Below are 23,962 nucleotides of genomic sequence, written 5' to 3'. Positions count from 1 at the left end.
AGAACCTAATTTTATCCAACTAGAAAAGAGTTCCTAACTCTTTTTGGTTGATATTCTTTTAGCATAATTGTAGCATCATCTGCTGATAAGGGATAACTAAAGAGATACCCTTGCATAACTTCACAATCGAGAAGTCGTAATAAATCAAATTGTTCTTGAGTTTCTACTCCTTCGGCAACAACTGCTAAATTCAGTTCATTAGCTAAGGCAATTATCGCTGTTATAATTGCTGTATCGCTATTGCTATTTGCTAGATTGCAGACAAAAGAACGGTCAATTTTTAATGCATGAATCGGAAAATCTTTCAAATAACTTAACGAAGAATATCCTGTACCGAAGTCATCTATCGAGATAGTAATTCCTATATCCCCTAATTCACTTAAAATTTTTTTAGTTAATTCAACGTCCTGCATGGCAGCAGTTTCAGTAAGTTCTAGCTCCAAATATTTTGTTTTTAATTTAGTTTCCGATAATATTTCTTTAATCATACCAACTAAGTTTGGTTGCTGGAACTGTCGGGTTGATAGATTGACGGCAATTGATAGAGATGGCAAATTCAAATCATTTTGCCATACTTTAGTTTGTAAACAAGCAGTTTTTAAAACCCATTCAGAAATTGGTAAAATTAATCCAGTTTCTTCAGCAATAGGTATAAAATTTGCTGGTGAAATTAAACCTATTTCTGGATGTTGCCAACGCAATAGAGCTTCCATTTTTATAATTTCACCCGTAGAACTATTGATCTGCGGTTGGTAATAAACTTCAAGTTCTTGTCGCTCTAAGGCATTATGCAAGCTATTTTCTAACATGAACAATTCAGAAGCTTGTGAATTAATACCTGTGTGATATAGTCCGTAGTTATTGCGTCCCTGTAATTGCACACAATATAAAGCTGCATCAGCATTTTTTATCAATGTTTCTGCATCTTTTCCATGCAGAGGATAGATAGCAATCCCAATACTGACGCTGATATTTAAGTGGTGATTTTCAATCTGAAATCCTTGTTTAAAAGCTGCAAATATCTGATCTTGAATTAAATGTACATCCTTGATATCACTAATTCCTGGCAACAAAATAGTAAACTCATCACCTCCCCAACGGGCAACAATGTCACCCTCACGTAAACATTCAGTTAAGCGTTGGGCAACCATTTGTAATAATTGATCACCAATAGCATAGCCTAAAGTTTCATTGATTTTTTTAAAGCGATCTAAGTCCAAAAAACACACAGCTAATTTACCATTTTTACGGACTTTTTCTAAAGAAGTAATGAGCGTATTTTTGAATAATTCCCGGTTTGGTAAATTCGTCAAAAAATCATATAAATTTTGATAATTCACTGTGTCTGATACTAATTTTTCGACTGTGATATTGCGAAAACTCCAAACTCTTCCAATTTTTTTTTCACTAATATAAGTCCACTGGGAATAAGGTTCAAATACTTTTCCATCTTGAAAAAAAATGGACTCAGTGATTTGTGTATCCGGATCTTGACTGATTTTTTTTAATATCTCCAAATAATGTCTGGGGTTTTTGAGTTGTTTGATGGCTAATCTTAGTACTTGGCTGTAATTTTCAGACTTAATTAATAATTCGGGAATCTGCCACATTTGCAGAAAAGTTGGGTTATAGGCTATAATTTTACCTAGATTATCTACTATTAAAATACCGTCCGCAGTTGAGTTGAGTGTCGCTTGTTGTAAAGCTAATATTTTTTCTAATTCTAGTTGAATGCGCTGGCGTTCAGCAATTTCTAATTGCATCTTCTTTAATAAATAATCTTCAGGTTTATTAAATAAATTATTGTTTAATAATATTTGATTACGCAAGTTAGATAATACAAAATTTAAGATGCCTAAAACAATTAACTGAATTCCCAAGCAGATTAACACCCCGAATATTACAATCATCATATTAGCCTTTGCTCTAGTAGAATGCTTATGTTTTTTTATTATTTATTTTTGATTCTGCATGAATAACCCTGATTTATAACCTAGTACAGCATCCTAAAAGTTAAAATAATCTACTGTATGTCTACACAATTCAATATGCAAAAAGCTGATAAAATTGGCTTTTTGTCTCTTTGGTGGGTGGCTTTCCCATAGTAATATGTATTTTAATTGCAGCTTTTATCTCCTAGCAGAGATGAGTTCAATTACACACTCTGTAAACAGATTAATATGTTTTTTGTAATTTAAACTTATTGTATTAAATGCAACAACATTATTTGACCCTATTCAAATGCTTCAGGTGATTTATTGATAAGCTAGATTGCATATACAATCAGTTTCTCAAACAGTTGTTTTTTAAGGAACACTATCATAAATAGGGAAGAGCATCACAGGCTTGCAGTAATCTACAGTCTGTACAATATTATTGCAGGGTAATCTGCAATATTGAATGCTTGTTATATCAATTCACTTAATTAAAGCTACAAATGAATCTCCCCGTCACCGCGTCAGTCCATTTGTATCAACCTTAAAGTGAAACGGTATTAGTGGACGTTTAACTCTAGCACCCGTATTATTACTAATAAACTTACACAATGTCAAGTTATATCAAATCTGACTAAATTGTTGATCAAACACACTCACTGTATCAGAGTGTCACCGCGTCAGAGTGTCAGCCCTAATTATAAGTCTTTAAACGAACACCAAAGCCGAGTTATGATTTAGTAAATTAAACGAGTAAAGATAGCTGTGAACCTTGCTGAGTCTTATTTACTTCAATCCGGGCTTGAAAAGCTTCTTTGAGGTGGGGCATATGGGTTACAGTGAGGATACAGGCGAAATCAGTAGCGATCGCATTAATCGCCGCAATCAAGCGATCGCATCCTTCCCCATCCTGAGTTCCAAACCCTTCATCAATAATCAACAACTGTAACGCCGCACCCGCACGCTGCGCCAATAATTTCGCCAACGCTAACCGAATCGCAAAGTTAATTCTAAAAGCTTCCCCACCAGAATAAGTTTCATAAGCTCGCGTTCCCCTAGCATCAGCAATTAAAATATCTAATGTATCAATTAACTTGGCATTTTTCTTACTAGACTTCCCACTCCTTCCCGCCTTCTGCGTCACAAATTGTACGTGCAACTGATTTGCACTCAACCGCGAAAGCAGTTGATTTGTCTCAGCTTCAAGTTGAGGTAACACATTTTCAATCATCAAAGCTTGGATACCATTTTTACCAAAAGCCTGCGCTAATTCCTGATAAACACGCTGCTGCTGCTTACAAGCTTGCAGTTGTTCCTGCTCTTGCTCATACTGACTTTGCAGCATTTCCAATTGGTGCGCCATTTGTTCTAAACGCCCCAACTTAGCGATTTTTTCATCAAGTTCGCGCCTACGAATTGCTAATTGCTGCTCTAAAACCTGAATTTGGGCGATGGGATTAGCTGTTGCTTTTAACTGCTCCACAATAGCGTCAATTTGTGCGGCAAAATTTTGCCGTTCTGCTAATCTGCTCTGTTGAGAAGTTGCCAAATCCTGCAATTTCGTTTGCAATTGAGGATATTGCTCCTGAGCAGATAATAATTGTTGATAACGCAAATGCCAAGATTGAAGCTCACGAACAGCTTGACGCAGGCGATTATGTTCCTCAGCACTGTAGTTAAGTTCTGCAATTTCCTCAGTTAAAGCTTCTATCTGTTTAGCAATATCAGAATCTGTTTGTTCTTCTTGAATTCTACTTTTCAGTTGGGCAATATTAGTTTGCAGTTCCGGCTTTCTAGCAGCTAATTTAGTTTGACGCTTAATTGCTTCTTTAATTTGCCCTTGTTTAATTTCTGCCCACCGCCAACGCTCAACTTCACTTCGAGCTAAAGCATGATCTTGTTCACTATAATTAAGTTGTTGCAAATATTGGTCTAACTGTTGAAGTTCTGCTTGTTTCTCAGGGGCGTAATTACCTTGTAAAGAACGCTCTAAATGTTCTTTTTCCAACGAAATTTGTTGTAGTTGTGTTTGGATATCCGTTGTCGCTTGCAACTGTGCCGCTAATTGTCCTCGTTTTTCTCTTAAAGCATCATAAGCTGATAATTGCTGAGATATATCTCGATATTCTTGTCTTAATACCTGAATTTCCTTATCTGAAACCGCCATTTGTTCTCGCACTACCCAAAATTGTCCTTGGGTATCGTCGTATTCAAGTTGAGTTTTTTCAATGACTCGATTCCAGTGATGTTCATCTAAAGGACGTTCGCATAATGGACACAGTGCATTGGGATTTTGGAGCATTTGCAATTTTTGCTCTAGTTCTGAAAGTAATTTTTCGTAGTCCCGTTGGTGAGCTTGCAAACGTTCGATAAAGTGTCTGCGTTCCTGTCCTTTTTCTTGCACTCTCTGTAAATAAACCCGTTTTTTCTCTAATGCTTCAATTTGCACACCCACATCCATTACAGCTTGTTGTAGCTGGGGTTGACGACGATGTTGATTTTGGAGTTGGTTTTCTGTATTTTGCAGTTGTTCTAGTCGCGCTAATAATCCAGCATGAGTGCGATCTAATTGACTTTGTAAAGTGGCTCGTTGTTGTAACAAAGGATTCACTTGCATTTGCAATTGATCCAAATTAGTCAAATGATTGCGTGCGGTAGCTAATTGCGCTAAAGCTGCTTCTACTTCTGAGGATTTGGTGAGAGTTTGCTGAATTTCTCGCTCTTGTTGTTCTAAAGCTTCTAATTGAGCTTCGGCTTGTTGCAGTTGACGTTCAATTTCTTGAATTTGTTTATTCAGCTGTTTTTGCTGTTGTTGTTGTAAACCTGTAGCGCGGGTATGTTGTTCAAATTTGGCAGCAAAAACTTCTTCTTGAGAGCGCAGACTTTGATATTGACTGTATCCAGCTTTAATTTCGGCTGTTTGACTAAGAATTGCTTGTAAATCTGCAAGTTGGGATTTTGCAGCTAATTGGTCTTGATGCAAGCGATCGCAATCTTGGCTAAGATTCTGATATTGTTGCCGCACAAAACTCAGTTGTTGTTCCCAGTTTTGGTGTTGGTGTTGGACAACTTGTAAACTTTGTAATTGAATATTGTCCAAAGCTTGCATCTGTTGTAGGTTATTCAGTTGGGTTTCTAACTCTGCTCTTTGCGTCTTTGTGATCTCCCGTTGTTGGAGTTGGGTTTTAATTCCCTCCAAAGAACGCTCCAAATCCTCTATTCTAAATTTGTACTTTTTAAAACTATCCTTTGCTCGTTCTTCTAATTCATCATATTGATTGAGTTTTAATAACTCCGCTAAAATTTCCTTGCGCTCATTGGGACGTTTGAGCATGAATTCATCGGCTCGTCCTTGACGTAAGTAAGCCGAATTAATAAAAGTATCGTAATCGAGCTTGATATGTTGTATGATCACATCCTGGGTTGCTCTGACTCCTTTACCAGTTAGGGGACGAAAGCCCGCAGGTGTTTCAATTTGAAATTCTAGGATGCTATTTCCACCTCGCAGACGGGTACGAATCACCCGATATTTTTGTTGGTTATTATGGAAAGTAAAATCAACTCTGACTTCTTTTGCTCCAGAATAAATCACATCATCTTCCACCGTGGCACGGCTTTCACCCCAAATTGCCCAAGTGATAGCCTCCAGAAGAGAAGATTTACCCGCACCATTGGAACCGCAAATACAAGCCGTATGCAAACCGCCAAAATCTAAAGTTGCATCACGGTAACTAAGAAAGTTTTTGAGGATAAGTTGTACTGGGATCATTCAGGCTATAGCGCCACATTTACAATTTTAATAATTAACAGTACAGATGCACTTCTTTGTTAGTTTAGCGATTCAAACAACAGGTTTCTAGTCTTGAAGACATCTATTTTACAAAAATTTACAATACAGAGACTGATTTTTTCCTATTTGATGGTTCGATGAGAAATTAATCAAGAAAATTGTCGGTTAGGTTAAGGGACAATGGACAGACACGGGGACGCGGAGAAGGGGAGAATGATTTGCAGCTTTAATTAAGTGAATTGATATAACAACAGCTTTGATGATTTTGGGTTTCTGTGCGTCAACTTAACCTACGTAGACTAAAAACGGCTAATATCTGGACTTGACAGTATTGCATAAATCAGAGAGCGAAAACTTGAACAAAAACTCTGCGTACCTTTGCGTTTACCTCAGCGAGCCTCTGCGTTTAAAAGTAAAGTTCCCAGCCGTCTTTAGTATAATTTTGATACAAATGGACAGACACGGAGACGCAGACAGTTTTTTTGAGCAGAGACGGACTTGATAATATATGCATAAATAAGCCATAGAAAAAACTTCAGGAACAATCTCTGCAAACTTACGTCATAGAATACTCTAATCAGCCATTACTGCACCCACATTAGTAAGCTCAAAATTTAGTGTCACGATCATACATTAACCACATCATTCAGACTGATCCACTGGGGAAAAAGTGGAATCTAAAGTTGAAAAAATATCAGAAACTATCCCCATAAATCCACGTCACAACAGATATCAATCAGACATTATTTGGAACCCACTTTATGAGTCGTCTTCATCGTTGGAAATCTAGCACCGCTGCACTCATGGCAATAGCAATTACAACTGGTGCAGCTACGCCCTTATTTACCTTTGAGCCTGTTCAAGCACAAGGATTCAATCTGAATCAATCCAGAACAACAACTATTCCTGCAAGAGTCACCTTTCCTGTCACTTACGAAAAAGAGAAAGTAATTGTCACTCCAGGGGAAACTTCCCCCCTAACATTGAGAATACGCAACGACATTATCGACAGTAACAGAAATGTTTTAATTCCCGCTAATACAGAAGTTGTTGGACAGCTAGAACCTGTTAACCTGTACAATAATTATCCGAACGGCAGCAATAATAATAAAGGTGTGCGTTTTGTAGCCAGAGAATTGGTATTCTCCTCAGGGCGGCGGTTACAAATTAATGCTAATTCTCAAACAATCTCCCAAACTGAAAGAATCTCCAAAGGTAGCGATACTGGACAAATATTAACTGATGCAGCTATTGGTGCAGGTGCTGCTAGCGTCATTTCATTGTTGACAGGTAACAAAAGGATTGAAGTGTTAGAACCTATTGCTGGTGGTGCTGCTGGTGCTTTAGCCAGTGTACTGTTGCGGAAAAAATCTGTTGATGTCTTTGTTCTTCAGCCAGAAGATGATTTATCTATCACACTTCAGTCAAATTTGGTGATACCTCGTAACTAGACTTAACTGAAGTCGTGACTCTAATAACTCTTAAATAGCGATCGCTACTGTAAATATTGTGTGCGATCGCTTGATTTTGTATACTCAGTCATGTCTACTTACCTTATCGCTAAAGACCAACAGCCCAAAACTTATACCATAATATCCGCCTTTTCTTGCAAGTTTCTGTATCAATTTCAATGATTAAGTATTCAACCAAACATGATACTATAACCAATGGTACAGAAGCTATAAGTAAAAGTAGTTACCAAATATATAAACTGGTGGGAACCGTTTATTGTCAAAATGGTCTAAGTAGTTAACAGATGCAGTTAACAGAAAGAAAAAATAATTTTAGAGGAGTAATACCAATGTTTACTTTAAATCAATGGCAATCAAAAACAGCCCTCATCATGGCTTTGAGTGTGACAGCAGGTTCAGTAGCACCCTTATTTACAGCTACACCCACATACGCTCAAACTAGTTTTTCTGATGTTTCCTCTAACTACTGGGCATCACAGTTTATTCAGCAATTATCCCAGCGAGGTGTAATTGCCGGATTTCCTGATGGTACATTCCGTCCAGAAGAGCCGGTCACACGCGCTCAATTTGCCGCGATGATCAATAAAGCTTTTAACAGATCAGCACAACGACCAGCAATTAATTTTAATGACGTACCCAGCAACTACTGGGCATACAACGCCATTCGTCAAGCCTACACCATCGGTTTCTTATCTGGATATCCTGGCAACCAATTCAGACCTAACCAAGCTATTCCCCGTGAACAAGTTCTAGTTTCCCTTGCCAATGGTTTGGAATATGTTAGCACCGGCAATGTGGAAGCAACTCTGCAATATTTCAACGATGCCTCTAATATCTCCGGCTATGCTCGTAGTCCCATAGCTGCGGCTACTCAAAAGCAAATTGTCGTCAACTATCCTAATGTCAAGTTCCTTAATCCCACTACTACAGCTTCTAGGGCGCAAGTAGCCGCGTTTATTTACCAAGCCTTGGTTAGTTCTAATCAAGCCTCAGTAATTAACTCACCTTATGTTGTCTCTCTTCAAGTTACCCCACCCCCACTCACATCTGTCACCATTCCGCAAGGAACTACTATCCCTGTGAAGTATGAACAGGCAGAAAAAATTCTCGTCACTAAAGACGAAACTGCACCTTTAACTCTGATAACATCACAAAACGTAATTACCCAAGATGGAACAGTGGTGATACCCGCTGGTAGTCAAGTTATTGGTAAACTCAAACCGGCTCAAGGTGGTTCTCAATTTGTTGCTGAAAAATTAATTTTGACCACAGGTAAAGAATATAACATTAGTGCTTCTTCTGATGTAATTACCAAAACTGAAACTGTCAAAAAAGGCAGTAATATTAGTTCAATTCTCCAAAATACCGTATTGGGAGCAGCCGCTGCCGCAGGTGTATCTGCGGTTACAGGCGATCGCGCTATTGCCACTGAAGAAGTTTTAGGTGGTGCTGGTATTGGGGCATTAATTGGTCTGTTCTTTGGTAAAACTAGTATTGATTTAATCGCCATTGAACCTAACACCGATTTAGATATGAGAGTCGATCAAAACCTCGTAATCTCTCTTCAATAGTGATTGGTTATTTGCTCATGTCCCATAATTCATGACCAATAGCGAATATACAGAAGAGTGAGAAATACCAAAAAAAGAATAATTAACCGCAGATAAATGCAGAGAAAATGCGCTTTTTCTGGGTTTCTCTTCTTGATTAGAAATATCTAATTAATAACTTCAAGTAACCAAATAATAACTGTGGTTCCTGGGGTTGAGAATGTAGTCAAATCTGATGGGAGTGCAGGGCTAAAAACCTCAATTTTGCCCTGCATTTGCTCTATTAATTGTTTAGCGATCGCTATCCCTAAACCCGTACCAGGAATTTCTGTTTGCGCCTGAACACCTCGGTAATGTCTTTCCCCCAAATGCTCTAAATCTTCTGGGGGAATCCCAGGCCCATTATCACTAATAGCTATACCTTGAAAATTTCCTCTTTTTTGTCCGGCTTGAATCCCAATCTTGCCGCCAGCCGGAGTATATTTTAAAGCATTATCAATAATATTACTCAAAACTTCTCGTAATGCTTTGATATTAGCTTGTACAAATGGTAAGTTGTTAGGAATATCTGTGATCAATTGCAGATTTCGCTCTTGGGCAATGGCTTGAGCCGATACTAATAATGGTGTTAACAACTCTGCTAATGAACAATAAGTCATCTTTTCTCCCGTACCAGGCAATAGTAGTACCTGCTGGGGAGATTTTTGCACAGATGCCTCAACAACAAACTCAGATTCTGGCAGAGAAATTGCAGTTAAATCTGCTTCTGTTAAATCAATGACTTGATCAAACTGTTGCAGCAACTCTTGGAGGCGATCGCTCTCTCGCACTATACTAGTCGCTACATCTCGGTTAGGATCTACCTGTCGCAGTCGCTTAAATAGCAGTTTACCAAAAGTTCTGATAGCTGTTAAAGGGTTACGAAACTGGTGCAAAAGGTTATCTAATAAATCCCGTTGCTGTTCTTGCAGAATCTGTTGTTGATGCAGCTGCTGCTGTAACCAAGCTCGACGTTGATCTAAAATACAAGCGATCGCCATAGTCTGAGCTATCCGCTGGATTTGACTTTCCTCCCGTTCATTCCAGGCTCTGTCTTCCCTACCAGTCACCAATAAACCCATCATTACACCTTCATAAATCAAAGGTAAAACAATTTGATTGCCAGTGAGTAGATATTCCTCCTGGAAATTGCTTTCATCTGTATTTCTCGTACCAGATTCCTGTGATGGATGAGGAGAAAATCCTCCTGCTGTCAGTAATTTTCGGCGATTCGGTAATGCCAAAACATTACCAGTTTGTATGTGCTTGTTTACAGTCCCCTCAGCCGATTCATCCCCCTGCCTTAATACTCCCGTCTCTGGATAGACAACCACAGGAATCAATTGCGCCTCACCTGTTGACGTTTCTACCAATTCTTGAGTTAAATAGACAACACTCAAAGAAGCTCCCAGCCCTTGAGTTAGTAACGATATTTGCTCTCGACACAGAGCCATAAAATCCGAACTGGCAGACATTAACATTTTTTCGCTCTTGCTCAGGGTTACAGAATTGCCGGGAAAATTAAAAAAGATGCTATGTTTTTTCCGACCTCACTTAATACAGCTTAACTAAATCTTCTCTCTCATGGTTGATTCTGGGGAATGATATTACCACTGCAATTTATTAGCAAAATGGAAAAAAGCTGGTTTTTTTCAGAGGAACTATGCTGATTATCATTTACACTACATCAGAGCCTAAGAGCGTCTTTCCCAGGCTGGGATTTGGCAACTTCAAGGCACATTATCCTATGCCCACGACACCCTAAGTTAACGCTAAGGCTCTTAGCTTGCCGGAGCTTGCCGGATGATATATTCTATTCGCCCAATTGTTTCCAACTTTCTCGCGTTTGGGTAGCGTGCCTGAAAAGCAGATGATTGAGGATTGCCATAGTTTTTCTTTGAGCAGGTGTAATAGGTACTGAGAATTACTCTAAATTCAACCATATTACATTCCTTGTATCAAAACATTAAAAACCATTGATTTTTTAAACTATAACTTATATAATTACGACGGGTTTTGTAGCTATCACTACAATCTTATAGCTTGAAAGAGGAGGACAATAGGTTGGCAAGGAGACGTAAAAGGAAGAGTCGTCGTCGCCAGGAAGGACGACGAATTCTGGAGCATGTGCCTCAATATAGCATCGAAAGCGGCGAAGATAAACCTGTGACAGCAGCAAGAAAGTTCATTCAAGCTGAAGGTATTTTGCCACCGGCCTTGCTACTTGTAAAACGCAACGAACACACAACAGACCGTTATTTCTGGGCAGAAAAAGGACTGTTTGGCGCTCAATACGTAGAAGAGAATCATTTCTTGTTTCCCAGCTTGCGAGTTCTAGAACCTCCGACTGGACAAGAACTAGTTGCTGTAGCTAGTCGATAACCTGTAAATGGTTATTTACCGTCTTGAATGTGACTTCTGACTTCTAACTTCTGACTCTGACAATAATTAACTGGCCAAATTGATCAGTTTATGCAAAAATTCCATTTTTTTTAAGTTTGTAGCTGAAAAACCGCCAGTCGAGCTTCTCCACATTAGATGATCAACTCCTTTTCAGCCTGCTTAGTTGGGGGAGTTGATATCTATCTAGTATGCTGATGCAGCGGGGAGTAGCGACAGAGTCAAAGGCATTGAAAAGCGAAGCGTAGAGTGGTACTCTCAGAGCTTCAATCGCCCACACACTCTACCAACGAATCTCAATTTTCCTTACGAAACTACTCGTCAGGCAAACTGGCAATCCCCGATTTGTTTTGCCTCCTCCCTACTATTTCATGTCCTCAAAAGTCAGTCAGAAGTCTCTCTCATCATTAATTGAGTGATGATCTGAAAACCCAACCTTCAGTCATCCGTCTTTAACTGTAAAGCCCTTTGTAACTCAGCAAGTTCATCTCGATGGGCAGTAACAGTGATTTTGGTTGAGGAGTGTTGTTCCTCCTGGATTGTTTCCAATTTGAGTGACACTTTCTCAATTCTTCCAGCTTTTTGCCAATAGAATAACCCGCTCAAAGGTGAAAGCAGGACTAGTAACAACAGAAATTTACTTTGGCTAGAAAAAAGAAACGACAAAACCAGTGATAAGCAAACAAGACCCACCGCTGCCAGTAATGTCAAAAATATAGCTAAAAACCAGCTAGGTCTGACAAAACCTTCAAAAATCACTTGGTTCTTTTCTCTGTCTACGGATGTGACTTGGTAAGAACGGGAGCGAAAATACTCCTTTAATTGGTTCATCAAAGTCGTTTCATCTTGCTCAGAAACTAATTGCGCTCTTTCGGTCCGGTCTTTGGTAGCAGCACGAATAAAGAAAAACAATCCAATCGATAATAATAAAGTTAGCAGCAGGGTAGATTGCACAATAGCAGTATCCATAAATAATTCTTAATTTTTGACTGTTCAGATTTATCTATTATCAATTATTCTGGAATTTACGGACAACAGAAAAAAATCCGCAAATAGAAATTTTCGGGAACTTTTAATTTTTAATTTTTAATTTTTAATTTATCCCCAGTCCCTTATGTCACAAAATTCCGAAGCTCCATCCTCTAATCTCCGGATCATTGCCCAAATTTTTCGCTTGGCAGGTTGGATTAGTTTTTGGATTCAACTAGTACTGGGTGTTATCTCTGGGATCATAGTTTTATTATTCGCCATATTCAGTCAAAGAGCAGGTAGTCCCAACAATAATCCAGGAACTGGATTTGGTGTATTTCTGGCAATTTGTGGAATAGTGGTGTTAGGTGGGGGCATTTACCTAGCCTATCGTTACACTAGAATTGGCAAACAACTAGAATCCCCCAATCCTAGCAACCGCCCGCGTAAACTTGAAACTATGCAGGTAATCCGCTTGGGACTATGGGTGAATTTAGGAGGAATACTAGTGACTTTGTTGGGGGCGCAAGCAATAGTCGGTACACTAGTAGCGAGGTCTATATCTCCCCAAGCTGTAACTACCCAACTATTTGACCCCACCCGGATTATTAGCGGTTTAGATATGCTGGTAGTGCAGGCAAACATAAACACTGTCTCAGCCCATTTTGCCGGACTGGTTGTGTCCCTGTTTTTACTGAATCGCATTACTAAACCATGAAAAGTATGGATTTAGCATAATAATATTCATATTTTCTCCTCACAACTGACAACTGACCACTCACAAAAGATTGAGAGAAATTTGTGCTGGATATTAAGCAAATACGGGAAAATCCGCAATCGATTCAAGAACGGTTGAGCAGTCGTAGTGGTAAGTACGACATCCAACCCATACTAGAGTTAGATCAAAAGCAACGGGAACTGGAGGGAAAACGGAATCAACTCCAAGCCCGCAGCAACGAAATTGGCAAATTAGTTGGTCAAAAGGTGAAATCTGGTGTTAATCCTCAAGATCCAGAAATTCAAGCTTTAAAGGATGAAGGTAACTCTCTCAAAGCTACATTAAGCGAATTAGAACCCCAGGAAAAAGAACTAAAAGCCCAAATTGAGCAACTGGTTTTGGCGCTTCCCAACTTACCTAGTGATTCTACACCTATTGGTAAGAGCGAAGATGATAACCAAGAAGTACGCCGTTGGGGTGATGAATATCTGCCTCAAAACCCAAATATTCTCCCACATTGGGAAATTGGCGAAAAACTAGGTATTCTCAATTTTGAAAGAGCCGTAAAAATTGCCCAAAGTCGGTTTGTCAGTCTTATCGGTGCTGGTGCAGCTTTAGAAAGGGCGTTAATTCAATTTATGCTTTCTAAGCATATTGAAAATGGGTATATTGAGGTTAGTCCACCGTTGTTAGTAAATACAGATTCTTTAACGGGAACTGGACAATTACCGAAGTTTGCGGAAGAAAGTTTTAAATGTGCAGATGATGAATTGTGGTTAATTCCCACTGCGGAAGTTCCGGTTACTAACTTTTATCGGGGCGAAATTATTAACGCAGAAGAATTACCAATTTATCACTGTGCATATACGCCTTGTTTTCGTCGGGAAGCGGGAAGTTATGGACGGGATATGCGGGGTTTAATTCGGTTGCATCAATTCAATAAAGTTGAGTTGGTGAAATTAGTAAAACCGGAAAATTCTTTTGATGAATTAGAGAAGTTAGTTGGAAGTGCAGAGAGTATTTTACAAGCTTTAAAATTGCCTTATCGGGTGATTAATTTATGTACTGCTGATTTAGGTTTTGGGGCAACAAAGACCTATGATTTAGAAGTCTGGTTGCCATCTTCTGGGAAGTATCGAGAGATTTCTAGTTGTTCTAATTGTGTTGATTTTCAAGCACGACGGGCGGATATTCGGTTTAAGGAAGCTGGTAAGAAAGGGACGCAGTTTGTGCATACTTTGAATGGTTCTGGTTTGGCTGTGGGAAGGACTATGGCGGCGATTTTGGAGAATTATCAGCAAGCTGATGGGACGATTAAAGTACCGGAGGTGTTGCGATCGTTTTTAGGGAGGGAGGTTTTGTAACTGGAAGTGGTTGAGACTGGGAATAATTCCAAATAACATTAAGGGATATACGTAAATATTCTGTGTTGAATAAGTACGGTTATCCCTATATCGCTATTACTATTACTACCACTACATCAAAATTAGCCGAGGTTTAGAATCAGGTAAATTGCGCTATACGGAGTTAAATAATGACTCAAATATTTAATTGGCCTTTGGGTAATGGTGAATCCCTGAAATTTGAAGTTGTTGCAAATACAAATAACTACAGTTTCAACTGGAATAAAGTTCCTGGATTATATATTTTTGCATATTAGCAGGGAAATATGTGGTATCCACTATACGTTGGACAAACAGATGATTTTAGTTCCCGTCTTCCAAACCATGAGAGACTTCCTCAAGCTATACAAAGAGGTGCAACTCATATTCATGTAGCTATTATTACTCAGCAACGTCAGAGAGATATCTTAGAGAAAATGTTAATACCATACCTTCAGCCTCCATTAAATGATCATTATAGATAAAGTCTGATCGCTCATCTCGTAGGGTGCGTTACATTTCATTAACGCACCTGTTTTTATTAAAATTTAACTGTCAGAATCAGGATAACCAGGATTAAAGGATTAACAGGATTATATTTGATATTGATATTCTGGGATGTTTGGATTAGTGCGATTTCTGAAGATGTAGATGAATTTTAATAAAACATCCTGTACATCCTCAAATCCTGTGCATCCTGATTCTGACAAAATGCAATTTCAGAAAATGTAGATTAATTTTCATAAAACATCCTCTACATTCTCAAATCCTGTGCATCCTGATTCTGATAAAAAGTGAAAATCTATAATATAATTACATTATAATCCTAAAGGTGAAACTATGACTATTGAACAAGCAGTTTTAGAAAACTTCCGAGAATTACCAACAGAAAAACAACAAGAAGTTTTAGATTTTATTCAATTTCTCAAACATAAATTACCAACAAAAAAACGCCGTACTCCTCCTGATGCTATCGCTGGTAAAGGTAAAACATTAGGTGATATTGTTAGTCCTATTGTCAATGAAGAAGAGTGGGAATGTCTCAAATAATAGTCCTTGATACTCATATCTGGTTCTGGTTTATTAATCAGGAATTTCAAAGATTTCCTACCCACTGGAGAGAAGTTATTGAAACGGCTGACGAGGTAGGTATTTGCGTTATTTCCTGTTATGAAATAGCACTTGCACAACAACGAGGAAGATTAGAATTACCTTGCACTGCTAATCAATGGTTTCAGGAAGCATTAGAAGCATCAGGTATTACATTATTTCCCTTGACTGCGGAAATTGCTTGTCGTGCTGTAGATTTATCTACTGTTCACAAATATCCATTTGACCGTTTAATTATTGCTACCACACTAGAGTATCAAGCAAAACTAGCCAGTATTGATGGTTTATTTTCTCAATATCCTGAACTTAATACTTATTTGATGCAATAGTTGGCTCATCTTGTAGGGTGCGTTAATGAAATGTAATGCACCGTTTTTTATTAATATTTAACTGTCAGAATCAGGATATCCAGGATTAAAGGATTAACAGGATTATATTTAAATTTGATATTATGGGATATTTGAATTACTGCGATTTCTGAAGATGTAGATTAATTTTAATAAAACATCCTGTACATCCTCAAATCCTGTACATCCTGATTCTGAAAAATTTGGTATAATTAACATAATCATTTACTAATTAAGTAAACTATGAAAACACTAGACATAAAAGTAACTATAACAAATGATGGCAAATTATTAGTCAATTCTCCTGTAGATATACCAATGGGAGAATATAACGCTGTTCTTGTATTAGAAGATAACCCAATTGATCATCATGTTCAAACTTCTGTACAAAATGCTCAGACTATTTTTAGAAAATATATTCCTGCTAATAGACAACTTTCTGAAGAATTAATTCAGGAACGGAGAGAGGAAAGTTTAAATGAGTGAAGTTGTTGTAGATGCTTCTGCTATTTTAGCTTTACTCAATCAAGAAACTGGTAGCGAAGAAGTTTTAAAATTTATTGGTAAAGCTGCAATTAGTACAGTGAATTTATCCGAAGTTATAGCAAAATTAGCCGATGCAGGAATCCCTGAAGAAGATATTAGACAGATTATTTATAATCTCAATCTTGAGGTTATTAATTTTAATGAAGAACAAGCATTAAAAGCAGGAATGTTGCGCCCAAATACTAAATCAATTGGGCTTTCATTTGGGGATAGAGCTTGTTTAGCATTAGGTATTATTCTTAATCAGCCTGTTCTCACAACTGATCGGTTGTGGGGTAGTATTAATGTGGGGGTTGAAGTTAGAGTAGTGCGTTAGGTGTTAATAAAATGTAATGCACCGTTTTTTATTAATATTTAACTGTCAGAATCAGGATATCCAGGATTAAAGGATTAACAAGATTATATTTGATATTGATATTATGGGATATTTGAATTACTGCGATTTCTGAAGATGTAGATGAATATTAAAAAAACATCCTGTACATCCTCAAATCCTGAGCATCCTAATTCTGACAAAAAAATGATTTTCAGGATTAATTTTCATATCTTTATCCTGTACATCCTCAAATCCTGAGCATCCTGATTCTGACAAAAAAGGATTTACAGGATTAATTTTCATATCTTTATCCTGAAGCTCCTCAAATCCTCATTCAGACAGTAGAAAAAATCACGAATTTTTTAGCTAAAATTAAAGGATATAAAACTACCATATTTGCTCATTACTCTAACTAATCGTGGAAAAGGATTACAGGCTACAGGTTTACTCGATACTAGAGAGGTGATAAATCATGACAGCAGCATGGAATGAACTGGTATTTCAATCGCCATACTTAGCTGTGGTAAAGGCAAAGCAATTGCTACAAGAGGGAAAAATGACAGAAGTTGATGACATTTTGGAGAATTTATTAGAGTCAATGGGGCGCTCAGAAAAAAGGGCAGTGATTAGTCAATTAACTCGACTGATGCTGCATATAATTAAATGGAAATGCCAAACTGAAAAACGTAGTCCTAGTTGGGTGATTTCTATTCGTTCAGCAAGGAGAGAAATTGCAGATAGTCAAGAGGAAATGCCAAGTCTCAATCGAGAGTTTTTAGAGTCAATTTGGGATAAGTGTTTTACATCTGCGAAACAGGATGCTAGAGATGAAATGGGTAAAAAACCAGAAATTATTGCTTTAAGTTGGGATGAGGTTTTTGAAGAAATCTATACACTTTGGGAGGATTAGAAAATTTATCTCTAGGAAAAAACGATTTTGGCAAAGAGTTGGAAAATTACTCATTACTAAAAGCGATAGCTACGCTTGCCGAAAGCATCGCTCATCTCGTAGGGTGCATTAATGAAATGTAACGCACTGTTTGCTATTAATATTTAACTGTCTGATAGCGTAGCGTGGCGCAAGCCATATCAGGATATCCAGGATTAAAAGATTAACAGGATAATGGTATTTTATGATACTATAAACAGGAAAAAATCTTCTATTCTGTTAACGATGAAACTTTACTATTGCAAGTATCCAGAGGGCAGGCAAAATTTTGGAGATGCGCTTAATCCTTGGATGTGGGAGCAGCTGCTTCCAGGGATTTTGGATGAAGATCCCAGTTCTGCTTTTATTGGTATTGGTACTCTAATTAACGACGCACTGCCAAGACGCACTCCTCAGGCAAAACATAGAGTTATCTTTAGCACTGGTGTAGGTTATGGAAAAGATTTACCTGTAATTGATGAGTCTTACCACATCTACTGTTTACGAGGACCAAACTCAGCAAAAAGCCTAAATGTAAGCAGTGATTTGGCAATTACCGATGGCGCACTCCTACTACGTAAGTTAATTGATCAAAGTTCGGTTGCTAAGAAATATAAATTCTCCTATATGCCTCACTACGATTTGGCAGGAGATGGCTGGCAAAGGGTTTGTGATCAACTGGGGTTTGGCTATATCAGTCCGTCCTGGGAAATAGAGGATATTTTGACAAAAATTCGGCAAACAGAAGTACTTATTTGTGAAGCAATGCATGGAGCGATCGTTGCAGATGCCCTAAGAACACCGTGGATTCCAGTCAAGACAAATTCCTCAATTCTGCCCCTCAAGTGGCAAGATTGGTGTGCTTCCATGCAACTTGAGTATCAGCCTTATTCCCTTGGACGCTTCTATCAACCTCGTTCTTCAACAGGTGGATGGGCTAAAGTCAATACTTCTATTCCGTGGGATCATCTCCTGACTCCAGCCCGACGAATACAAGAGTGGCTACGACAACAAAAAACAGCACAGGAACTGTCTAAGTTGGTAAAAACAGCCAAGCCCATTCTGAGTAGTGATGCTCGTATTGAGGAAATGTTGACCCGATTAGAAAGCTGTTTGGAGCAGTTTAAACTTGATTTTGCTGAAGGTAAGTTCAAGGTTTAGGTAGAGCAAGCTTGAAGAAGGCAGAAGTGCTATCGCTCATCAAATCCAATCATCTAAAATGCCGAATCACCTCAGCCACAGACCAAGCTTGAGCGATCGCACCCCTAGATATATGCGGTGCATCACCATCAAAAATTTCCGAAACTGAATTAATACAAGCACTAGAGAGAAAATGATTAATTAGCGGTTCCCAATTAAAAGGTAATTTTTCCTCTGGGTAAAAACGTTCCCACGCCCGGATATAAGCACCAATCAACCAAGTCCAGACAGTACCTTGATGATAAGAGCGATCGCGCTTTTCTGAATTCCCCTCATATATCCCTACATATTCTGGATCACCCGGATCAAGACTACGCAACCCATAGGGAGTCAACAAACAGGAAGTAGCCAAATCTAATACTTGACGACCTTGCTGCTCAGAAAAACCGCAATAGTGCAAAGATAACGCCAAAACTGCATTAGGGCGAATTTGCGAATTCCGTCCATCATCTGGATCAATAAAGTCGTAAAAATAGCCTAACTGGGGATTCCAGAACTTTTGCAACGAAGCTTTTACCTGTTCTGCTTGCTGTCCATAGCGTTGGGCTTGATTATTTAACCGTACAGAATTGTCTAAATCTATTTGGCTCAAACGTTCTGCCCATTGACTCAACCAACATAAAGCTGAATACCATAAAGCATTGATTTCTACTGGTTTACCACGACGGGGAGTAATAGGTAATCCCCCAATTACCACATCCATCCAGGTAAGAGCCACACCATTAGCATCCCAACAAATTAGCCCATCAATGGCATCCACCTGGATATTGTAGCGAGTACCACCAACAAAGGCTTTGTGAATTTGCTGCACAACTGGGAATTGCTCTACTAAAAACTGCCAATCTTCAGTAGCTTCTAAATAAAGTCCTAAAGTTTCAATCCACCACAACGCTGCATCAATACTGTTGTAAAACGGTTCGCTGTCAGCATTGGGAAAGGCATTGGGAATCAGTCCATGACGACAGTAATGCCCAAAAGTTTTTAATATACCTTTAGCTAAATCAAAGCGTTGTGTAACCAGTGTCAATCCCGGTAAAGCAATCAAGGTATCTCGTCCCCAATCATTAAACCAGTGATATCCAGCAATTACTGTCGGCCCGGCAATGGAAGCACGATAGACTATAAATTGATCACTGGCTTTAAGTAGTTTTTGCCAAATTCGGGACTGGTGATTGGTAATTGGTAATTGGTTTTTTTCCCCCTGCTCCCCTGCTCCCCCTGCTCCCCTGCCTCCCCTGCCCCCTGCTAAGAGTTCTCCTGCTTCTTCTCGTCTCCAGCCAAAAATTTGCGAAAGTCTCTCTTGTTCTGCTTCTACGGCCTCTGCAAAGCTTTCCGAGGAGAGCATCGGTTGTTGAGGATTGGGTAAACCTACGTTTGCTTCTAGGGTGATTGTATCTCCTGGTTGGAGATTAGCTATTAAATAACCGGGACTATAGAGGTCTTCTCGATCTCCTAATCCCCGTTTTGTTTCTTCTGGTAAACCATAATTCCAATACCAAACTCCATCTGCTTGATATTCTCCTTGTGTCCAACGCAAATGCCAAGGTGTACCAAATTCCCCACCAAAGTTCGCTTGTAGACAAACTAGGTGTTGACTAACCAATTGGGAAAATTGTAATTTCTCGTTTTCAGTTTGCTGATGATGAAAATTGCGATCGCCTATTAACAGTCTTAACCTTAAAATCCCTACATCCTTACCCTCATAGCGATACTGGATTAAAGTCCTTTGGGCATTGAGCATTGGTAATTTCTCCCTACCTTCCTCTACCCACCCATAAGGCATCACCAACTGTCTACTTAACTGCCAATTCTCCTCACCCCAAAGCCATTTGGGAACCGGGTTAACATCAAAATTGTGCAGCATTGTATAGCCTTTTGGCTCAATTTGACCACTACCCCAAAAATTTGTTCCCAGTGCTATAACTTTTCCTGGTATTTCTAGACTTGCTTCCAAGTGAGAAAGCAGTAATTTTCGTCCAGCAGGAGGATTTGTAGCTGCAAACAACCAACCATGATAAGTTCGTGTCCGAACATCAGAAATTGTACCACTGGCAAAACTACCCAAGCCATTGGTAAGTAACCATTCTCTTGTGTCTAAATCAGTCATTAGCTACTCAAAATCGTTATGACTATGATATAGTTGTAATAGATCGTAATTAAACTGTGATAGCTTGGCTGGGTGAGTTTTCACTGACCCAAATTACAACGCTAAAAAATGGATATAAGTTGAAGGAGAACTAGGTTAATGACCCTTACTTACGGAACAGAAGGAAGCCTCCGCGTTGGCCAACAGGCTCCAGACTTTACAGCAACAGCTGTAGTAGATCAAGAATTTAAGACCATTAAACTTTCCGACTATCGCGGCAAGTATGTCGTCCTGTTTTTTTACCCCTTAGACTTTACCTTTGTTTGCCCCACTGAAATCACAGCATTTAGCGATCGCTACGAAGAATTCAAGAAGCTTAACACGGAAGTACTTGGTGTTTCCGTTGATAGCGAGTTTTCTCACCTAGCTTGGATTCAAACAGATCGCAAATCTGGTGGTGTCGGTGACTTAAATTATCCCCTAGTTTCTGACATCAAGAAAGAAATTAGTAGCGATTACAACGTCCTCGACCCAGCAGCTGGTATTGCTTTGCGTGGTCTGTTTATCATTGATAAAGATGGTGTTCTCCAACACGCTACCATCAACAACCTAGCCTTTGGTCGCAGTGTTGATGAAACCCTGCGGACACTACAAGCACTTCAGTACGTTCAGTCTCACCCCGATGAAGTTTGCCCCGCAGGTTGGCAACCAGGTGACAAAACCATGAATCCTGATCCAGTGAAATCCAAAATTTACTTCTCTGCTGTTTAGGAAGTAGCAGGCAGCTATACTAGAGGCAGGAGTTTTTTAACTAATTACTAATTCGTAATTCGTAACTCGTAATTAAAGAGGGTACAAGCCCCCATTGATTGTAACTACGAATTACGAATTATCAATTACGAATTATGTTGACTTATTCAATTAATTTTTATGCTTACCTCAACAGATTTTACTGGTTTATTTAATGAGCGCTTCTTCCGAAATTTTTTACCAAAACCAGCATTAGATGAGATCAGACTGGGAGTAGGAACGCCAGATTTTAAATTGACAGATATTACAAATAATCGCACTTTAAAACTATCAGATTTTAAAGGCAAACAATCTGTTGTAATTGCCTTTACGCGGATTTTTACCGAAAAACAATATTGTCCATTTTGCTATCCCCACATCAAAGATTTGAATGAAAAATATGAGCAATTTCAAAATCGCGGCATAGAAGTTTTGTTGATTACTAGTACTGACAAAAAGCAAAGTCAAATAGTTGTCAAAGATTTAAACTTGAAAATGCCCCTGTTAAGTGACCCAAGCTGTTATGTATTTCGTACCTATCAAGTAGGACAAGCTTTAGGAGCGCCTTTACCAGCACAGTTTGTATTAAATCAAGAAGGAAAATTAATCTATCGACATTTATTCTCCTTCTTAGATCACAATGCTTCTGTAGAGACATTGTTAGAACAATTTAACTAATTGCAGATATATCGAAACTTGAGTCAGATACAGTCAGTAAATCGCAAAACTTGTAGGGGCGGGGTTTCCCCGCCCTTGATTGTGTTATGTACTGTATTAACGCACCTCGTTCAGACTCTCTAATTGCTTGGTAAACATTTCAGTAAACAAACTCATTACTGTTCTTTCTTCACGCACTTTAATATTGGCAGTAATGGACATACCCGACTGTAAAGAGATGTTTCTACCTTGCATTCCCAGGGATTGTTTATTCAAACTGACTTTAGCTGGAAATCTGTAAAATTGATGATTTTGATCTGGAGGTAAAGCATCTGAAGCAATATCAATTACCTTACCTTTGATATCTCCAAACTCGCTGAAAGGAAAAGAGTCAATTCTTACATCTACGTTCATACCTTTGCGTACAAACCCAATATCTTTATTGGTGATAAATACCTCAGCTACATATTTATCATTTGGCACGATTTGCAGTAGCTTTTGTGTGGGGTTAGCGACAAAGCCAGGGTTTTTAGCTTGCATATCAAATATAGTTCCCGCAACAGGAGCGCGGAGTTCTTGATATTTGACATTTAATTGTGTTTGGGAAATCTTGCTGGTGATATCTGCCAAACGCTGCTCGTTATCGAGAACAACCTTCATAAACTGACTATCAATTTCCGCAATGCGTTTTTTGTTGTCACCTATCCTATCCAAAACGTTTTTATCAGAAGCTGCTACTGTATTAGTTGCTTCCTGTTGTCCTTTCTGAATATCAAACTGGAGGCGTTTTTCTTCTTCAAATAATTGTGAAATTTCTGCCTTGAGAGTTTGTACCTGTTGTTGCTGATTCAGGTATTGAAGCTGAGAAATTCCCCCTTCTACTGCTAATATTTTGAGTTTATCTAAAATACCTTGTTGAATTACCAAACTATTTTGAGTATCTTTTCTTTTTAGGATTGTTTGAGATAGTTGTTTTCTGGTTTTTTCAACTTCTAACTTAGCTGCGGCAGACCGAGAATCTAATTCTGTTTTAGCGGTAATGAGAAGTTGTTCTTCATCGATTCCGTTTCCTGGATTAGGTACTGAATTTCTTAATTGAGCGCGCAGTAGTTCATTTGCTGCTACTAATGAAGCTCGACTTTTGAGAAGAAAAGCAGCTTCGGCTGGCAATTTACTCTGTAAAAAGTCCAATTCTGATTCTATACCTGTACTTGCTCCCATTAAGCGTCGATAAATATTATTTTCTTGAATTAAGGCACTGCGAATTTTATTTAACGAACTTAATTCAGCTAAGGTGGCAATAGAATCGAAAGTCAAGAGTAAGTCTCCTGGCTTTACTGATTGTCCATCTTTAACATAAACGGCTTTAACAACACCGCTAATAGGAGCTTGTACTTCTTTGACTGTTCCCTCTGGTTTTAATTGACCTGTTGCGGGAACTGTTTGCTCAATTTTCGCAAAATTAGCCCACACAATCCCAAAACAGGCTAACCCCATTAAGGTGATCATGATGGTACGTGACCACATGGGAGATTGACGCAAGACTACAGACTGATCAAAGCTATCCTGATAAGGATTAATTAAAGAATCTTTTTTAACCTTTTTTGGAGGTGTTAGTAGTTGTACAGTTTGCTTTTTTCCGTTGCCGTTACCGTTGCCGTTACCGTTGCCGTTACCGTTGACGTGATTACCATTAAGTTGAGTCATAACAATTTTAGATTTTAGATTT

General features: G+C 38.6%; 22 protein-coding genes. 15 read left to right on the top strand and 7 right to left on the bottom strand.

The window, feature by feature from the left end; all coding sequences use genetic code 11:
- Positions 1-11 precede the first annotated feature (11 nt).
- A complete protein-coding gene (locus H6G59_RS02550; protein ID WP_190711610.1) occupies positions 12-1,913 on the bottom strand; it encodes a putative bifunctional diguanylate cyclase/phosphodiesterase in 1,902 nt (633 codons plus the stop codon).
- 766 nt (positions 1,914-2,679) lie between these two features.
- Positions 2,680-5,703: an exonuclease subunit SbcC gene (gene sbcC / locus H6G59_RS02545; RefSeq protein WP_190711609.1), complete on the bottom strand. Its 3,024-nt coding sequence runs from the start codon at positions 5,701-5,703 to the stop codon at positions 2,680-2,682.
- A 782-nt stretch (positions 5,704-6,485) separates the two neighbouring features.
- On the opposite strand from sbcC, the gene H6G59_RS02540 reads away from it, so the two are divergent.
- Together H6G59_RS02540 and H6G59_RS02535 are read left to right on the top strand one after the other, a co-directional pair.
- The gene (locus tag H6G59_RS02540) at positions 6,486-7,175 is read left to right on the top strand and encodes a conjugal transfer protein TrbI (RefSeq protein WP_190711608.1); all 690 of its coding nucleotides are present in this window, start codon (positions 6,486-6,488) and stop codon (positions 7,173-7,175) included.
- Positions 7,176-7,525: 350 nt separating this feature from the next.
- Entirely contained in the window at positions 7,526-8,767 is a 1,242-nt protein-coding gene (locus H6G59_RS02535; protein WP_190711607.1) for an S-layer homology domain-containing protein, read from the top strand.
- Between the two features lie 146 nt (positions 8,768-8,913).
- On the opposite strand, the gene H6G59_RS02530 is transcribed toward H6G59_RS02535, so the two are convergent.
- Together H6G59_RS02530 and H6G59_RS02525 are read right to left on the bottom strand one after the other, a co-directional pair.
- Positions 8,914-10,266, bottom strand: a complete 1,353-nt coding sequence (locus tag H6G59_RS02530) for a GAF domain-containing sensor histidine kinase (RefSeq protein WP_190711606.1) — start codon at positions 10,264-10,266, stop codon at positions 8,914-8,916.
- Positions 10,267-10,566: 300 nt separating this feature from the next.
- Entirely contained in the window at positions 10,567-10,728 is a 162-nt protein-coding gene (locus H6G59_RS02525) for a hypothetical protein (protein ID WP_190711605.1), read from the bottom strand.
- A gap of 121 nt (positions 10,729-10,849) precedes the next feature.
- Between H6G59_RS02525 and H6G59_RS02520 the strand changes: the two genes are divergently transcribed.
- Complete coding sequence (locus tag H6G59_RS02520) at positions 10,850-11,167, top strand: DUF3155 domain-containing protein (protein ID WP_071188373.1); 318 nt, start codon at positions 10,850-10,852, stop codon at positions 11,165-11,167.
- A 456-nt stretch (positions 11,168-11,623) separates the two neighbouring features.
- On the opposite strand, the gene H6G59_RS02515 is transcribed toward H6G59_RS02520, so the two are convergent.
- The gene (locus H6G59_RS02515; RefSeq protein WP_190711604.1) at positions 11,624-12,154 is read right to left on the bottom strand and encodes a cofactor assembly of complex C subunit B; all 531 of its coding nucleotides are present in this window, start codon (positions 12,152-12,154) and stop codon (positions 11,624-11,626) included.
- A gap of 145 nt (positions 12,155-12,299) precedes the next feature.
- Here H6G59_RS02515 and H6G59_RS02510 point away from each other — a divergent pair, with 145 nt between their 5' ends.
- The 10 genes from H6G59_RS02510 (at position 12,300) to H6G59_RS02470 (ending at position 18,662) form a co-directional block, all read left to right on the top strand.
- On the top strand, positions 12,300-12,872 hold the full coding sequence (locus H6G59_RS02510; protein ID WP_190711603.1) for a DUF3611 family protein: 573 nt from the start codon (positions 12,300-12,302) through the stop codon (positions 12,870-12,872).
- Between the two features lie 83 nt (positions 12,873-12,955).
- Complete coding sequence (gene serS / locus H6G59_RS02505; protein ID WP_190711602.1) at positions 12,956-14,236, top strand: serine--tRNA ligase; 1,281 nt, start codon at positions 12,956-12,958, stop codon at positions 14,234-14,236.
- A gap of 170 nt (positions 14,237-14,406) precedes the next feature.
- Entirely contained in the window at positions 14,407-14,532 is a 126-nt protein-coding gene (locus H6G59_RS27565) for a hypothetical protein (RefSeq protein ID WP_277924616.1), read from the top strand.
- A gap of 9 nt (positions 14,533-14,541) precedes the next feature.
- On the top strand, positions 14,542-14,739 hold the full coding sequence (locus H6G59_RS02500) for a cyclin family protein (RefSeq protein WP_190711601.1): 198 nt from the start codon (positions 14,542-14,544) through the stop codon (positions 14,737-14,739).
- Between the two features lie 355 nt (positions 14,740-15,094).
- The gene (locus H6G59_RS27200) at positions 15,095-15,304 is read left to right on the top strand and encodes a DUF2281 domain-containing protein (protein ID WP_190711600.1); all 210 of its coding nucleotides are present in this window, start codon (positions 15,095-15,097) and stop codon (positions 15,302-15,304) included.
- On the top strand, positions 15,292-15,693 hold the full coding sequence (locus H6G59_RS02490; RefSeq protein ID WP_190711599.1) for a type II toxin-antitoxin system VapC family toxin: 402 nt from the start codon (positions 15,292-15,294) through the stop codon (positions 15,691-15,693). Before H6G59_RS27200 ends, H6G59_RS02490 begins: the two co-directional genes overlap by 13 nt.
- A gap of 261 nt (positions 15,694-15,954) precedes the next feature.
- Complete coding sequence (locus H6G59_RS02485; RefSeq protein WP_190711598.1) at positions 15,955-16,197, top strand: hypothetical protein; 243 nt, start codon at positions 15,955-15,957, stop codon at positions 16,195-16,197.
- Entirely contained in the window at positions 16,190-16,573 is a 384-nt protein-coding gene (locus H6G59_RS02480; RefSeq protein ID WP_071188385.1) for a PIN domain-containing protein, read from the top strand. Before H6G59_RS02485 ends, H6G59_RS02480 begins: the two co-directional genes overlap by 8 nt.
- 472 nt (positions 16,574-17,045) lie before the next feature.
- Positions 17,046-17,483: a DUF29 domain-containing protein gene (locus H6G59_RS02475; protein WP_190711597.1), complete on the top strand. Its 438-nt coding sequence runs from the start codon at positions 17,046-17,048 to the stop codon at positions 17,481-17,483.
- Between the two features lie 264 nt (positions 17,484-17,747).
- Positions 17,748-18,662, top strand: a complete 915-nt coding sequence (locus H6G59_RS02470) for a polysaccharide pyruvyl transferase family protein (protein ID WP_190711596.1) — start codon at positions 17,748-17,750, stop codon at positions 18,660-18,662.
- A 49-nt stretch (positions 18,663-18,711) separates the two neighbouring features.
- Here the strand turns inward: H6G59_RS02470 and H6G59_RS02465 are convergent, their stop codons facing one another.
- The gene (locus H6G59_RS02465; RefSeq protein ID WP_190711595.1) at positions 18,712-20,808 is read right to left on the bottom strand and encodes an amylo-alpha-1,6-glucosidase; all 2,097 of its coding nucleotides are present in this window, start codon (positions 20,806-20,808) and stop codon (positions 18,712-18,714) included.
- Positions 20,809-20,946: 138 nt separating this feature from the next.
- On the opposite strand from H6G59_RS02465, the gene H6G59_RS02460 reads away from it, so the two are divergent.
- Positions 20,947-21,558: a peroxiredoxin gene (locus H6G59_RS02460; protein WP_190711594.1), complete on the top strand. Its 612-nt coding sequence runs from the start codon at positions 20,947-20,949 to the stop codon at positions 21,556-21,558.
- 159 nt (positions 21,559-21,717) lie between these two features.
- Complete coding sequence (locus H6G59_RS02455; protein ID WP_190711593.1) at positions 21,718-22,254, top strand: peroxiredoxin family protein; 537 nt, start codon at positions 21,718-21,720, stop codon at positions 22,252-22,254.
- 96 nt (positions 22,255-22,350) lie between these two features.
- Here H6G59_RS02455 and H6G59_RS02450 read toward each other — a convergent pair whose 3' ends face one another.
- Positions 22,351-23,940: a beta-barrel domain-containing protein gene (locus tag H6G59_RS02450; protein ID WP_190711592.1), complete on the bottom strand. Its 1,590-nt coding sequence runs from the start codon at positions 23,938-23,940 to the stop codon at positions 22,351-22,353.
- Between the last annotated feature and the right edge of the window lie 22 nt (positions 23,941-23,962).

The sequence above is a fragment of the Anabaena lutea FACHB-196 genome, from assembly GCF_014698305.1.
GTDB classification, from domain to species: Bacteria; Cyanobacteriota; Cyanobacteriia; order Cyanobacteriales; family Nostocaceae; genus Anabaena; species Anabaena lutea.
The sequence above is the reverse complement of the archived record's forward strand: the minus strand, read 5'-3'. Positions and strand labels throughout refer to the sequence as shown.